Below are 14,387 nucleotides of genomic sequence, written 5' to 3' on the forward strand. Positions count from 1 at the left end.
ACTCCTTGGAAATGCGCGTTTGTCCTAAGACCCCGACCGGTAAAGTGCAACGAAAAAGACGGGTCTGCTCAGACTGGCATAGCTGTCTGTGGCGCACAGGCGCGTCAGTGCCACGTTCAGCCATCGTTCATGACCTCCGGGCTATGCCATTAGGGCATTGTCGTGGAGGTCTCATGAAATACGCCTGTCTCGCCCTCGCCGCGCTATCCCTGATCGCAACCGCGCCCGCTGCCGATGCTGGACCGCTGCGTGATCGCCTGAAAGCCAGAATGCAGGCCAAGCAAGCCGAAGAGGGCAGCGCCCTGGATCTTGCGACCATCGCGCCCGGTGCGACAAAGCAGACCCTGGCTTACGGTTCAGCAGCGCTGCAATCGCTCGACGTCTACATACCTCCCAATGCGAATAACGCGCCTGTCATCGTCATGGTCCATGGCGGCGCCTGGAAGATCGGCGACAAGGCGAATACCGGCTCGATCGAAAACAAGCTGAAGTACTGGCTGCCCAAGGGCTACATCTTTGTCAGCGTCAATTATCGGATGCTGCCCGATATTATGGCTTACGAACAAGCACAGGACGTGGCGCTGGCGCTGCGTTTCGTCCAGGCGCACGCGACGCAATGGAACGGCCGAACGGACGGCATCGCCCTGATGGGGCATTCGGCCGGCGCGCACATCGTGGCGCTCCTATCGGCCAAACCTGAAATGGTAGGGCAAAAGTGGGCGGCAACGGTCGTACTCGACTCCGCCGTGATGAACGTGCCCGAAGCGATGTCGCGGCGGCATCTGGGCTTCTATGACGAAGCATTCGGCACGGATAAGGCCTACTGGCTAAAAGCGTCGCCCATGGACCAGTGGACGCCTGAGGCGGTGCCGATGATGATCGTCTGTTCCAGCCAGCGCAAGGACAGGCCGTGCGACCAGGCCAATGGCCTTCAGGCGAAGGCCGCGGCTGCCGGCAAGCTGATACCTGTCCTGCCCCAGGAGCTCAATCACGCCAACATCAATCACCAGCTCGGCCTACCTTCGGCCTACACATCAGCGGTCGATGCCTTCATGATGCAGCAACTGAGATAGTCGCCACGTTATTGCTTTGTCGCGATGTTTAGCCGAAAATCGCTGACCGTTTCGGCATATCGCCCTAAGCTGCAATAAACCCGCCCGTCTGGCGCGCCCATAACCGTGCATAAAGTCCGCCAGCGCTGATCAGCTCCGCATGCGTGCCGCTTTCGATGATCCGCCCGGCCTCCATAACCACAAGCCGGTCCATGCGCGCGATCGTGCTGAGACGGTGCGCAATCGCAATCACCGTCTTGCCCGTCATCAGTTCCAGCAGGCTGTCCTGGATCGCCGCCTCGACCTCGGAATCGAGCGCCGAGGTTGCCTCATCCAGCACCAGGATCGGCGCGTTCTTGAGCAGAACACGCGCAATGGCGATGCGTTGGCGCTGGCCACCCGACAGCTTGACGCCGCGTTCCCCGACATGGGCATCCAGCCCGCTGCGCCCCTTATTGTCCCGGAGCGACGGGATGAAGTCCCAGGCGTGGGCGCGGCGCGCGGCTTCGATGATGGCCGCGTCGGAAGCCTCCGGCCGGCCATAGGCAATATTGTCGCGGATCGAGCGGTGCAGCAGCGATGTGTCCTGCGTCACCATGCCGATGTGCGAACGCAGCGAATCCTGGGTCACCTGCGCGATGTCCTGGCCATCGATCCGGATATGCCCCGACGTCAGATCGTGCAGGCGCAGGAAGACATTGACCAGGGTCGATTTGCCGGCGCCCGACGGACCGACCAGGCCGATCTTTTCGCCCGGTGCAATCGTCAGGTCGATGCCATCCAGTGCCGCCTGCCCCGCTTCACCATAAACGAAACGCACCGTATCGAAGCGGACTTCGCCACGCGCGATCGCCAAAGTGTCAGCGTCGGATATGTCGGTAACCTTGTGCGGCTGGGATATGGTCTCAATGCCGTTCTGGATCGTGCCGATGTTCTCAAACAGGCTGGTCACCTGGAACATGATCCAGCCCGACATATTGAGGATGCGCTGCGTCAGGGCGCCGACCAGTGCAATGGCGCCGACGCTGATAGCGCCCTGACTCCATAGCCAGATGGCCAGGACCGCCGTTGCAACCAGCAGCGCGATGTTCAGCCAGTTGACCATGATGTCGAGCCGGGTGATCAGACGCTGCTGGACCTGCCATTTGGCCGTGTTGAATTCCAGAGCGTCGCGGACATAGGCGTCCTCGCGGGTCGGCTCTGCGAACAGCTTGACGGTCTGGATATTGGTGTAGCTGTCGACCAGCCGACCGACCAGGGCCGAGCGCGCCTCCGAGCCCTCCTCCGACGCTGTCGACAGCAAGGGAACGAACCGCCAGCAGATGAGGCCATAGCCGGCGCACCAGATAACCAATGGCAGGACCAGGCGCACATCGGCTTCGAAAAACATGACGAAGGCGCCGGTGAAATAGACAACGACGTACAGAAACGTATCGCTCAGCGTCACCAGCGTGTTGCGTACCGACGAGGCCGTGTCGGCCACCTTGGACGCCACGCGCCCGGCAAAATCATTGGCGAAGAAGGTCATCGACTGGCGCACGACGTGGCGGTGCGACTGCCAGCGGATCAGGGCCGGGAAGTTGCTGGTCAGCCCCTGCTGAAGCAGAAGGGACTGCGCCATGACCAGCAGTGGCCAGGCGATCGCCACCGTCAGCAGCATGACAACAAAGGTCGAGCCGTGCTTTGCCCACAGCTCGCCCGGCTTTGCCACCGTCAGGATGTCGATGATTTCGGCGATAAAGCGGAAGACCATGATTTCCGCGCAGGTGGCGAGCAGACCGACGAAAATCACCGCCGCGAACACCGGCCAGACCTGACGCAGATAGGTCCAGATATAGGCGACCAACCCGGTCGGCGGGGTGGTATCGTCGTGCGGCCGGAATGGATCGATCAGCCGCTCAACGGGTTTATAGAGCCAGTTTAGCATCGAGTGTCTCACCTTCCCGCTGCCTTGAAAGGGCGCGGGCATAATAAAAAAGCGGGCCTGTCAGGCCCGCTTTCAATGCGTTACCCGCAGGATGTGACGTTATTTTGCGCCGAACAGGCGTGCCCAGAAGCCTGGCTTCTTCTTGGTGGCTTCCGCAGCCTTGCCAGTGACTTCATGCGCCTTGTCGACGATATCGCTGGTGATACTGTCAGCCTTTTCAGCAGCCTCGGCGATGACCGGCTTGGCGGCTTCGACCGCTTCATCGATCTTGGCCTTCGCCGTGTCCAGCGCGGCTTCGGCCTTTTCGCCCAGATCCTTCAGCGCCGGCTCGGCGGCGGTCTTCAGTTCCTCGATCTTGGCGGCGGCCATGTCCTTGGCTTCGTCGAGCTTGACCTTGGCGTCGGCAAGCGAGTCCTTGGCCTTTTCGACAGCAGCCTCGACCTTTGCGGAGGTCTTGGTCGCAACCTTGGCGGCTGCCTTCTTGACCGGCGCAGCCTTGGCAGCAGCCGTCTTGGCGACTGCGGTTTTCGTGGCGGTTGCCTTTTCCGTCACAGCCTTAGCCGCGGTTTTCACGACCGCAGCAGCCTTGGCAGGCGCCTTCTTCACGGCCTTGGGCGCCTCGGCGACAACAGCCGCCTTGACGTCGTTGACCAATGATTTCGGCGCGGCCTTCTTGGCGGCAGGCGCCTTGACCGGCGCCTTGGCAGGTGCCGCAGCATCGACCTTGGCGACCGGCGCCTTGCGTGCAATCGTCTTCTTCACGCCTGCATCGGCAGCAATGTCGTCAGCCCCGGTTTTTTTGTCGCCGGAATTCGTTTTTGTGGTAGCTCTCGCCATCGTCCGTCCTTAAGTGCCTGGCACGCGCCCGAATCGTTACCTGAAAAAGGAAAAGTAACGTAGTCCGGGTGCTGAATCAATGTTACCGCAAAGCAGCATGACCTATAATCCTCAACAAATCGTCGCCCGTGGCCCGCGTGCCATATCCGAAGCCGCCGCAGAGGCCATTGACTCTGACGAACTTCTGGAAGCCGTGACCTATTCCATCCTCGAAGAAGACGAGGACAAGGACGTATGGCGTATCGACGCCTTCCCGACCGCAGAGGAAGAAGACACGCGCCTTCAGGAGGTACTGAGCCGCTTTGACGGGTTGATCATCACGCACGACAAGCTGGCAGATGCCGACTGGCTGGCCATGGCGCTGTCGGGCCTGCCGCCGGTGCGCGCGGGACGCTTCTTCGTCTACGGCATGCACGATCGCGGCAAGGCGCCCGTGAGCACAGTCAATCTGCGCATCGAAGCCGGCGCTGCCTTTGGCACCGGGCACCACGGTACGACGGTCGGTTGCCTTTTGGCCTATAGCGACCTTCTCAAGAAGCGCGGCTTCAAGCGCGTTCTGGACGTCGGCGCCGGCACCGGTGTTCTGGCCATCGCCGCCTCGCGGACCGGCACCAAGGTCGCCGTCGGCACTGACATCGACCCGATCAGCGTGCGCATCTCCAACGAAAACGCCAAGCTCAACAACGCCAATGCGCATTTTGTCTACGCCAACGGCCTGGGCCACAAGCTGGTGCGCCAGGACGGGCCTTACGATCTGGTTTTCGCCAATATCCTGGCGCGGCCTTTGGTCAGCCTGTCAGCGTCCATTCGCGGCGCTCTGAAACCCAAGGGCCTGGTCATCCTGTCGGGTCTGCTGCGCACCCAGGAACGCTTCGTCAAGGGCGCCTATCTGAGCCATGGCTTCCGGCTGATCCGCCGCATCCACCGTGACGCCTGGTGCACACTCGTCATGGAAAAAGTGTAGCCTGTTATCCCAACTCTTGCATTTGTATGACAACGCGGCATGATTAAATAAATCAAATAAAAGAACCTTGCACGGGAGCAGGGTTCCTATGCCGGGGAGTATCTCATGCTTATTTCACGTCGCAGCCTTATTGCGTCCGCAACTGCCGCCGTCGGGGCTTCGGCCCTGCCGGCCCTCGCCGCCGAACCGTTTGTCGCCTATGACGACGAACTGAAAAATGGCTGGCAGAACTGGAGCTGGGCCAAGACCGAACTTTCGGTGCCAGCCGGTGGTGCCAAGCCCATCAAGGTCGAGGGCGATCCGTGGTCGGCCCTGGCCCTTGGCCACGATCCGTTTTCGACCGCCCCCTATACCAAGCTGACCTTCTTCATCAATGGCGGAATAGAAGGCGGCCAAAACCTGGCTATCAAGGCTCTGGTCGACGGCAAGGCCGTGGAATCCAACTGCCTGATCACCCTCAAGGCCAAGTCATGGCAGCCGGCGTCGATTGCCTTGAAGGACTTCGCCGCCGACAACAAGACGATCAACGGCATCTGGTTCCAGGCCCAGGCCAATGCCTATCCGGCGTATTACATCACCAAGATTCAATTTGAGTAAGCAAGCGCCGCATGGCTCACTGCAGAATGCTAAATGAGCGAAGCGTTAGTACGCTTAGCCGGGCGGCGGCGCGCAGTCGCGCTTGCCTCAGCGTCTAAAGACGCTTCAGAAAATAGACTGATCCAACAACACTGGATTTGGCGAGGCGGTGGTTATATGTGTAACCATCGCCTTTTGCTTGCCTGAGACATCCCATGACCGCCGATTCAGCTCGCCCCGTCTTCCAGACCTACGACGTCACGACTCATCCGTCGCAGGGCATCGCCAATGTCACCGCCCTGCGCGTCCAGATGGCCGCGCAAGGGCTGGACGGCTTTATCGTGCCGCACGAGGACGAGCACCAGAACGAATACCTGCCCGACGCCAATGAGCGCCTGGCGTGGGTATCTGGCTTCACCGGTTCGGCCGGCGCGGCCATCATTTTCAAGGACCGCGCCGTCCTCTATGCCGATGGTCGCTATACGCTGCAATCGCGCGAACAGACCGACGCATCCGTCTTCGAGGTCAAGGAGTTCCACGCTGCGGCTCTGGCCGATGAGCTGCTGGGGGCCGCCTCCGGCAGCGTCATAGGCTACGATCCGGGCCTGATCACACCGGATAGCCTAAGCCGCCTGCACGCCGCCGCCAAGGCGTCGGGCGTCAAGCTCAAGGCCACGCCGGTCAACCCGCTTGACGCCGCCTGGGGCAATGCCCGCCCGGCCCAGCCCGCCGCAACCATCGTGCCGCAGCCGCTCGATTATGCCGGTCTTTCGTCGACCGAAAAGCGTGCCCAGATCGCCAGCAGCCTGGCAGCCAATGGCGTAGCCGCGGCGCTGATCACGGCACCATCGTCCCTGGCCTGGCTGTTCAACATCCGTGGCGGTGACGTCATCCGCTCGCCCCTGCCGCTGGGCCAGGCCATCCTCCGGGCCGACGGGTCAGCCGAGCTGTTCATCGAGCCGGTCAAGGTGTCCGAGGGCCTGCTGGAATGGCTGGGCAACGCAGTCAGCGTCAAGACACCCGCCGATATCCCGGAAAGCCTCGAAGCCCTCCAAGGGGAAGCCGTGCTTATCGATCCCGGCCAGTCATCGGCCTTCTGGTTCGAAGCCCTGGCCGCTGCGGGTGCCCGCCCTGTGATGCAGGACGATCCGTGCCTGCTGCCGCGCGCCTGCAAGAACGCGACGGAGATCGCAGGCACCAAGGCCGCCCATATCCGCGACGGCGCTATCCTGACCACCTTCCTGCACTGGGTGGCAACGGAAGCGCAAGACACCCTGCCGTCCGAGATCGAAGTGGCGCAGAAGCTGGAAGCGCTACGCGTCGCCCATGGCGGGCTAAAGGACCTGAGCTTCGACACGATTTCCGGTTTCGGGCCGCACGGCGCCCTGCCCCACTATCGCGTCAACAGCAACAGCAATATCCCGATCCAGAAAGGCAACCTGCTGCTGGTCGATTCCGGCGGCCAGTTCATGGACGGCACGACCGACGTCACCCGCACCATGGCGATCGGCACCCCCAGCGCAGAGCACAAGCGCATGTTCACCCTGGTCCTCAAAGGTCATATCGCCCTGGCGACCGTCAGGTTCCCAGCCGGAACCACGGGCACGCATCTCGATGCCCTGGCGCGCCAGTTCCTGTGGGCCGAGGGATTTGACTATGACCACGGCACAGGTCACGGCGTCGGCGTCTATCTGGGCGTCCACGAAGGCCCGCAGCGTATCTCAAAAGCGCTGAACCGCTACGCTTTGCAGACCGGGATGATCGTCTCGAACGAGCCCGGCTTCTACAAGGAAAACGACTTCGGCATCCGGATCGAGAACCTGCAATTCGTCACCGAAGCCGTCATCCCCAAGGGCGGCGAACGCGCCATGCACGGCTTCGAGAACCTGACCTGGGCGCCGATCGATCGCGACCTGATCGACGTGACGCTGCTGACTCCTGTGGAGCGCGCTTACATGGATTGGTACCACGGCCGCGTACTGGAACTGATCGGACCGCTCGTGTCGCCTGAAGTTCGTCGCTGGCTTGAAACCGTCTGCGCGCCGCTTTAGCCGCGTCCATAAAGCGGCATGGCGGACGCCATAACTGTAACAAACGGCATGTTGGCTTCGGGCGGCAAGGTTGCCATATGCACGACTGTGCGCGCAACATGGGCAACATCCATGCGCGGTTCGGGCCGCGTCTGACCATCGGCCTGAAGCACGCCGCTGTCCATTCGCGCCGACATGTCGGTGACCGCATTACCGATATCGATCTGCCCGCACGTGATGCCAAATGGCCGGCCATCGAGGATCAGCGACTTGGTCAGGCCCGTCATGGCGTGCTTGCTGGCCACGTAGGGCGCCGACAATGGACGCGGGCCGTAGGCGGATACCGAGCCATTATTGATAATCCGGCCGCCTTGCGGGCTTTGCGCCTTCATCACGCGCAGGGCCGCTCGCACGCACAGCATGGCGCCCAGGACATTGATGTCGAGCACAGCGCGCAGATCGGCGACAGACAACTCATCGAGCGGCACGGCGGGCGCGCTGACACCGGCATTGTTGAACAGCAAATCAATACGGCCGAACCGCGCCACGGCCTTATCGAAGAGGTTGTCGACCGACGCCTCATCTGTGACGTCCGTCGGTACCGCGACGGCATTTGCAGCCAAGCCAGCGGTCTCTTCCAAAGCCTGCGCGCGACGCCCGGCCAGAACAACCGTGAAGCCCGCTTCGGCGAGGGCTATGGCAACCGCGCGGCCGATGCCACTGCCTGCGCCTGTGACGACGGCGACCTGGCTCATGCGATCATCGCCAGCCACTCGTCCTCGCTCAGGGTCTTGATCCCGAGCTCGGCGGCCTTCTTCAGCTTCGATCCTGCCCCCGGCCCGGCGACCAGAATATCGGTCTTGGCCGACACCGAGCCCGACACCTTGGCGCCCAGCCGCTCGGCCTGGGCCTTGGCTTCATCACGCGTCATCTTCTCCAGCGAGCCGGTGAACACTACGGTTTTCCCGGAAATTTCGTGATCGCCGGCAGCCACTTCCGCGTCACGAACCGTCACCTGTGCCAGGAAGCGGTCGTAGATGGCGCGCTGATAAGGATGGGCGAAGTAGCTGATAACCGAATTGGTGACGACCGGACCGATCTGGTCGAAGTGCTCGAAAGCCTCGCGCGCCGTCTCGTCGCCCTCGGCTGCAGCCGTCAGCGTGTTACGGAAAGCCTCTTCCGAACCAAAGGCCCGCGCCAGCAATTTCGCTGTCGTCTCGCCAACGTGCTTGATACCGAGCGCGGCGATAAAGCGTTCCAGCGGCAGGTCACGGCGGCTTTCGATCGACGCAAACAGGTTCTGGACGCTCTGGCTGCCCATGCCTTCGCGATCCTTCAGCTTTTTCAGATTTGTTGCGTCACGTTCGGCCAGGGTGAAAATATCGGCCGGCTCCCTGATCAGATCGTCTTCATAGAATTTCTGCAACTGCTTTTCGCCGAGCCCTTCGATGTCGAGCACGCGGCGGCTGACCACATATTTCAGATACTCGACGCGTTGGTGCGGACAGGCCTGGTCACCAGAGCACTTGCGCGCCACGCCCTCACTGCCCCCGGCCGTGGCTTCGCGTACGACCTCGGTTTTCAACGGACACGGGCACAGCTTCGGGAATTCATAGACCTGTGCATCATCGGGCCGCTCGGTCAGTTCGACACCGACGATCTGCGGGATAACGTCGCCGGCGCGCTGGACGCGGACCATGTCGCCGATGCGAATGTCCTTGCGCTCGATCTCGTCGGCATTGTGCAGGGTGACATTGGTGACGACGACGCCGCCGACATTGATAGGCTCAAGCCGCGCCACGGGCGTGAGCGTGCCGATGCGGCCGATTTGAATGTCAATCCCGCGCAGGCGCGTCAGGGCCTGCTGCGCCGGGAACTTGTGCGCGATCGCCCAGCGCGGACTGCGCGACACAAAGCCCAGGCGCTTCTGCCAGTCGAGGCGGTCGACCTTATAGACCACGCCATCGATGTCGTAGCCCAGTTGCGAGCGCGTCTTGCCGATATGATCGTAAAGCTCCAGCAGCCCGGCGGTACCTTCAACCCGGCGCGAATTCGGATTGACCTCAAAACCCCAGGCGCGGAAGCGCTCGAGCGCCTCGCTCTGGGTTGTGACGAAGTCCGCATCGCTGACCTCTCCCCAGGCATAGGCAAAAAAGCGCAGCGGCCGCGACGCCGTGACGCTGACGTCGATCTGGCGCAACGAGCCCGAAGCAAAGTTGCGCGGATTGGCGTAGGTCCGCCCGCCTTCGGCAATCGCCTTGGCGTTCATCTCGGCGAATTCGGCGAGCGGCATATAGACCTCGCCGCGGATTTCGATCCGTTCCGGAAAACCGGAACCATTGAGGGTGTGGGGGATGCCTTTGATCGTCTTGACATTCTGGGTGATGTCTTCGCCGACACGGCCATCGCCGCGCGTCGCAGCGCGCACCAGTTTGCCCTCGACATAAAGGATGCTGCACGACAGGCCGTCGATCTTAGGCTCCGCAGCATAGGCGACAACCTCGTCCTCGCGAATTTTCAGAAAGCGTTTCAGGCTTTTCTCAAAATCGGCAATGTCCTCGGCGTCGAAGGCATTGTCGAGCGACAGCATGGGGATGCCATGTGTCACCTGAGCGAACTTTTCCGACACCGGTGCGCCGACCTGCTCGGTCGGGCTATCGGGCGTTCTCAACTCGGGGAATTGCGTCTCGATGTCGCGCAGCTGCTTTTCCAGAGCATCGTATTCAGCGTCGGTCAGTTCCGGCGTTTCTTCGCGGTAGTAGAGTTCGCGATGATGTTTGACCTGGGCTGCCAGATCGGCGTGCGCAACGCGGGCGTCGTCGAGCGTCATGGAGAGAATCCCTAACTTGGGTAAGTCAGCCTACCTGCCACAAAGCTCAATACGTGTCAGGATCGAAAGGCTCACGCTCAAGCGACTTTTTCGTCAGTTGGTAACAGATCCACACCAGCGAGACCAAACCCGCGGCGATCAGCGCCATAGGATAGGCCGGACGCATGTCTTCCAGGAAGAAGGCCGAATGCGCGTAGACCATGCCCTTGTCGTGAATAATGTAGGCGGCGGTCCCCCCAATGGTCAGGGCCGCAACCACCACAAACTGAAGCACGAAATAGATCAGACGACCGATCACGGCCTGCGCCTTTCCTATACCAGTTCGGCGCCTCTCAACCTCTGTGCCGCCGCGCGCGCTTCCGGCGTGATTTCCGCACCGGCCAGCATGCGCGCCAGTTCCTCAAGGGTCTGCGCCTCATCCAGACAGTTTACGCTCGAACGCACACCTTCGCCACCCTCAAAGACGTAGGCAGCCTTCGAGACCTTGAGATGCTGGTCGCCGCGCGCCGCCACCTGCGGGCTGTGCGTCACCACGATGACCTGCGACGTCTGGGCCAGCTTCTTCAAACGCAGACCAACCGCATCGGCGACGGCGCCACCGACACCCTGGTCAACTTCATCGAATATCATGACCGGCGAGACCGCCTCATCGCCGCCACGGCTGGCCAAAGCCGCCTTGAGCGCCAGGGCAAACCGCGCCAGTTCACCGCCCGAGGCAATGACACCCAGGCCGCCCCATTCGGCTCCGGGATTGGTCTTGACCTCGAATTCGACGGCGTCACCGCCGCTCGCGCCGTAACGTTCAGGTTCCAGCGCCGTGATACGCACGCGGAACCGCGCCTTGTCGAGCTTGAGCGGCGTCAGTTCGGCCATGACGGATGCCGCCAAAGTATCGCCCGCCGCCACACGCCGTGCACGCAAGGCATCGACCGCCGCGTTGAAGCGCGTTTGCGCTTCGGCAATCGCTTTGTCGAGCCGCACCATATGGGCGTCGAGATCTTCGATTCCGTTCAGCGCCTTGGCGATTCGGGTCCGTTCTTTCGGCAGATCATCGACCAGCACGCCCAACTTGCGCGCCGCTGCCCTCAGGGCAAACAGACGCTCCTCGACGCGGTCCAGTTGCCCCGGCTCGAAATCGAGACTGTCGGCGGCCTGGTCCATCAGGGCCAAGGCTTCATCAGCCGACATCAGGGTACGGTCGAGCGCATCCGCCGCCAGGGTCAGGCGTTTCAGCACCTCGTCTTCGCCAACAGCACCAGCCTGGATGGCCCGGGTACGGGCGTGGTCGAGCGCGCGGAAGGCCTTGACCAGGCGTTGCGACAACTGATCGCCGCCGACAGCGTCACGTGCCTCGGTAATGTCTTCCAGCGCCCGTTCGCCCGCCCCCAGCAGCGCGCGTTCCGATGCCAGCTCCCCTTCTTCGCCAACCTGAGGGTTGAGACGATCGAGTTCCTGCAACCGCGCTGTCAGTTGTTCCAGTTCAGCCTTGTCGCCTTGCGCACGCTTGAGCAGATCGCGGTGTTCGTCTTTCAAGACTTTCAGCGCCTTGAAGGTCTCGTTCACCGCCGCGCGCTCCCCCACGGTGCCGCCATAGGAGTCGAGCATGCCCATATGGGCGCGGGCATCCAAAAGCCCGACCGTTTCGTGCTGGCCGTGAATTTCGAGCAGGCCTTCGCCCATTGCCTTCAGCACCGCTACACTGACGGGCTGGTCATTGACGAAGGCCTTGGAGCGGCCATCGCGCGTCACAACCCGGCGCAGCAACAGGGCTTCGCCGGGCTCGACGCCCAGTCCGCGCTCTTCGAGAAAATCATAGAGGGGATGGTTGGCCGCAAGCTCGAATTCGGCAGTCACCGAGGCCTGGTTGGCGCCGGAACGAATCAGGCCGGCATCCGCGCGCGCGCCGGTTGCCAGACCAAGACTGTCGAGAAGGATGGATTTACCGGCGCCGGTTTCGCCCGTCAGGACGCTGAGGCCGGGACGAATATCCAGATCGAGCCGATCAACGAGGACAACATCGGCAATAGTCAGGCGGGTCAGCATATGGGCCGTCCGTTAAATTCCGGACGACTCACACTAGTTGTCCGCAGTCAGTACATTAAAGCGCATTTTCCGCGAAAATCAAGAACAAATCGAGAACTTTTACGTACCGAACGTTTTAGACGTTTGGGCGCATAAAGCTGAACCAGCCCTTTTTCTTTTTCGTATCAGGCGCTTCCGGGCCTTTTTTGCCGTTGGGGTCCGGCTTGACGGCAGGCGTTTCGCCCTTTTCGGTCAACAGCTTGTAGGCCTTACCGTACCAGCGGTCGCCCGGATAGTTGTAACCCAGGACAGCGCCGACGCGCACGGCTTCGTCGTGCAGGCCCATGGTCTCGTTGGCCTCAACGAGGCGGTAAAGGGCTTCAGGCGTGTGGCTGGTCGTCTGGTATTCAGTGGCGACCGACTTGAAGCGGCCAAGCGCTGCCAGCGGCTGGTTGTCGTTCAGGTACCAGCGGCCGATTTCCATTTCCTTGCCCGCCAGTTGGTCGCGCACCATGTCGATCTTGACGCGGGCATCGCGGGCATATTCGGTATCGGGATAACGGCGAACGACATCGCCCAGCAGGCCCAGTGCCGACGTCGTATAGGCCTGGTCACGACCGACATCGACGATCTGTTCGAACGAACCAATCGCCTTCATATAATAGGCGTAGGGTGTCAGTTCGCTGCCCGGATACAGGTGGATGAACTGATCGGCCGCGGCCGTGGCTTCCTGATAGCTTCCGCCCTGATAGTTGGCGTAGATCGTCATGACAATCGCGCGGCGCGACCATTCCGAATAGGGGTGCTGACGCTGGACTTCTTCGAAAAACTGAACGGCGTCTTTCCACTGCTTGTCGTCCAGACGTTCCATGCCGGTCGCGTACAACAGTTCAACGGGGCGCTCTTCATAGACCAGATGCTCAGTCTTGCCCTTGCCGGCGCAACCGGACAACGCTGTGACGGAAACCGTAGCCAGCAGAATCGCAGCCGCGGAGGTCTTGAGAAGCCGTACAGCGTTCACGCCAGATAACCCTTTTCCCTGGCGCCTTATACCAGCGCCTCGCCATAAGTTTTGTGAGGGATACATCTACACGAGGGCAAGGCCCGCGCCAACCGGAGAATTAGCCGACTTCGGCCAGATCCGCGCCGCGTGTGACGATACGGTAGCTATCCGGGGCCGACAATAGGGCACGAACAAGGGCATTATTAAGGCCGTGACCGGCACGGATTCCTTCAAACCTGCCAAGAATCGGCATGCCCAGGACGTACAGATCGCCGATGGCATCGAGCGCCTTGTGACGGACAAATTCGTCGGCAAAGCGCAGGCCACCTTCGTTCAGAATGGTATCGCCATCGATGACGACCGCATTGTCGAGCGAACCGCCACGCGCCAGGCCGGCTGCGCGCAAAGCTTCGACGCCTTGCAGGAAGCCAAAGGTGCGTGCTGCCGCCAGTTCGGTGCGGAAGGTGTCTTCGGTGATGACCAGATCGACGGCCTGATGACCGATGGGGCTGTTCGGGAAGTCGATTTCAAAACGTACTTCGAAGCGGTCGCACGGTACAAGCGAAGCGCTCTTGTCGTCCTCGACGACTTCGACAGGCTTCAGGATTTCGATCGCCATTTGCGGCGTGCCCTGGCGACGGAAACCGGCCTGGTCGAGAATCTGGACGAACGGCAGCGAGGAGCCGTCCATGATCGGCACTTCGGGGCCGTCGAGTTCGGCATGGACGTTGTCGATACCCATGGCGGCAAAGGCAGCCATGACGTGTTCAATGGTCGAAACCGAGACGCCGGCGTCATTGGTTATGACGGTGCCAAGGCGCGTCTGGGTGACATTGTGCGCCAGTGCGGCGACGCGGTTGTCGCGATCGGTTACGTCGGAACGCACGAAAACCACGCCCGTACCTGCCGGGGCCGGACGCACGACCATGCGCACCGTGGCTCCCGTATGCAGGCCAATGCCGGCGATGATTGCGGCGCGCGCCAGGGTCTGTTCGTTCTGATCAGTAACCATGTTGATGCGAAACCTGCTGCGCCCTCGCCCCCGTTGGCTGGGCATAAAAAAGCGAGGACAACCCTGTCCTCGCCTTAATTTATAGGGTTTTCGGCGCCTATCCTCAAACGAACTTGTATTTCCGTTTGTAACGC

General features: G+C 61.6%; 12 protein-coding genes. 4 read left to right on the forward strand and 8 right to left on the reverse strand.

Annotated features, from left to right (window positions below):
• Window positions 1-173 precede the first annotated feature (173 nt).
• A complete protein-coding gene (locus AC1DON_RS11160; RefSeq protein ID WP_476934875.1) occupies window positions 174-1,073 on the forward strand; it encodes an alpha/beta hydrolase family protein in 900 nt (299 codons plus the stop codon).
• A gap of 64 nt (window positions 1,074-1,137) precedes the next feature.
• Here the strand turns inward: AC1DON_RS11160 and AC1DON_RS11165 are convergent, their stop codons facing one another.
• Both AC1DON_RS11165 and AC1DON_RS11170 read right to left on the reverse strand, forming a co-directional pair.
• Window positions 1,138-2,979 (reverse strand): ABC transporter ATP-binding protein, encoded by a 1,842-nt coding sequence (locus AC1DON_RS11165; RefSeq protein ID WP_476934876.1) that lies wholly within the window; start codon window positions 2,977-2,979, stop codon window positions 1,138-1,140.
• A gap of 99 nt (window positions 2,980-3,078) precedes the next feature.
• Entirely contained in the window at window positions 3,079-3,816 is a 738-nt protein-coding gene (locus tag AC1DON_RS11170) for a hypothetical protein (protein WP_476934877.1), read from the reverse strand.
• Between the two features lie 97 nt (window positions 3,817-3,913).
• Between AC1DON_RS11170 and AC1DON_RS11175 the strand changes: the two genes are divergently transcribed.
• The 3 genes from AC1DON_RS11175 (at window position 3,914) to AC1DON_RS11185 (ending at window position 7,407) form a co-directional block, all read left to right on the forward strand.
• Window positions 3,914-4,780, forward strand: a complete 867-nt coding sequence (locus AC1DON_RS11175) for a 50S ribosomal protein L11 methyltransferase (RefSeq protein ID WP_476934971.1) — start codon at window positions 3,914-3,916, stop codon at window positions 4,778-4,780.
• Window positions 4,781-4,885: 105 nt separating this feature from the next.
• Complete coding sequence (locus AC1DON_RS11180) at window positions 4,886-5,377, forward strand: hypothetical protein (protein WP_476934878.1); 492 nt, start codon at window positions 4,886-4,888, stop codon at window positions 5,375-5,377.
• A gap of 194 nt (window positions 5,378-5,571) precedes the next feature.
• Window positions 5,572-7,407: an aminopeptidase P family protein gene (locus AC1DON_RS11185; protein ID WP_476934879.1), complete on the forward strand. Its 1,836-nt coding sequence runs from the start codon at window positions 5,572-5,574 to the stop codon at window positions 7,405-7,407.
• On the opposite strand, the gene AC1DON_RS11190 is transcribed toward AC1DON_RS11185, so the two are convergent.
• From AC1DON_RS11190 to lpxC, 6 genes are all read right to left on the reverse strand, one after another.
• Complete coding sequence (locus tag AC1DON_RS11190) at window positions 7,404-8,159, reverse strand: SDR family oxidoreductase (protein WP_476934880.1); 756 nt, start codon at window positions 8,157-8,159, stop codon at window positions 7,404-7,406. The two genes, AC1DON_RS11185 and AC1DON_RS11190, sit on opposite strands and share 4 nt — an antisense overlap.
• A complete protein-coding gene (gene ligA, locus AC1DON_RS11195; protein WP_476934881.1) occupies window positions 8,138-10,216 on the reverse strand; it encodes an NAD-dependent DNA ligase LigA in 2,079 nt (692 codons plus the stop codon). Before ligA ends, AC1DON_RS11190 begins: the two co-directional genes overlap by 22 nt.
• Before the next feature lie 46 nt (window positions 10,217-10,262).
• Window positions 10,263-10,514: a hypothetical protein gene (locus tag AC1DON_RS11200; protein ID WP_476934882.1), complete on the reverse strand. Its 252-nt coding sequence runs from the start codon at window positions 10,512-10,514 to the stop codon at window positions 10,263-10,265.
• A 14-nt stretch (window positions 10,515-10,528) separates the two neighbouring features.
• On the reverse strand, window positions 10,529-12,259 hold the full coding sequence (locus AC1DON_RS11205; protein ID WP_476934883.1) for a DNA repair protein RecN: 1,731 nt from the start codon (window positions 12,257-12,259) through the stop codon (window positions 10,529-10,531).
• A 115-nt stretch (window positions 12,260-12,374) separates the two neighbouring features.
• A complete protein-coding gene (locus AC1DON_RS11210) occupies window positions 12,375-13,259 on the reverse strand; it encodes an outer membrane protein assembly factor BamD (protein WP_476934884.1) in 885 nt (294 codons plus the stop codon).
• A 100-nt stretch (window positions 13,260-13,359) separates the two neighbouring features.
• Complete coding sequence (lpxC, locus tag AC1DON_RS11215) at window positions 13,360-14,253, reverse strand: UDP-3-O-acyl-N-acetylglucosamine deacetylase (RefSeq protein ID WP_476934885.1); 894 nt, start codon at window positions 14,251-14,253, stop codon at window positions 13,360-13,362.
• Between the last annotated feature and the right edge of the window lie 134 nt (window positions 14,254-14,387).

The organism is Asticcacaulis sp. P4_H10 (genome assembly GCF_056400965.1).

Bases quoted from the DNA above. Each gene is read 5' to 3' on its own strand.
- AC1DON_RS11205 (WP_476934883.1), bottom strand. From the start codon at position 12,259: ATGCTGACCCGCCTGACTATTGCCGATGTTGTCCTCGTTGATCGGCTC.
- AC1DON_RS11175 (WP_476934971.1), top strand. From the start codon at position 3,914: ATGACCTATAATCCTCAACAAATCGTCGCCCGTGGCCCGCGTGCCATA.
- lpxC (WP_476934885.1), bottom strand. From the start codon at position 14,253: ATGGTTACTGATCAGAACGAACAGACCCTGGCGCGCGCCGCAATCATC.
- AC1DON_RS11160 (WP_476934875.1), top strand. From the start codon at position 174: ATGAAATACGCCTGTCTCGCCCTCGCCGCGCTATCCCTGATCGCAACC.
- AC1DON_RS11180 (WP_476934878.1), top strand. From the start codon at position 4,886: ATGCTTATTTCACGTCGCAGCCTTATTGCGTCCGCAACTGCCGCCGTC.
- AC1DON_RS11170 (WP_476934877.1), bottom strand. From the start codon at position 3,816: ATGGCGAGAGCTACCACAAAAACGAATTCCGGCGACAAAAAAACCGGG.
- AC1DON_RS11185 (WP_476934879.1), top strand. From the start codon at position 5,572: ATGACCGCCGATTCAGCTCGCCCCGTCTTCCAGACCTACGACGTCACG.
- ligA (WP_476934881.1), bottom strand. From the start codon at position 10,216: ATGACGCTCGACGACGCCCGCGTTGCGCACGCCGATCTGGCAGCCCAG.
- AC1DON_RS11165 (WP_476934876.1), bottom strand. From the start codon at position 2,979: ATGCTAAACTGGCTCTATAAACCCGTTGAGCGGCTGATCGATCCATTC.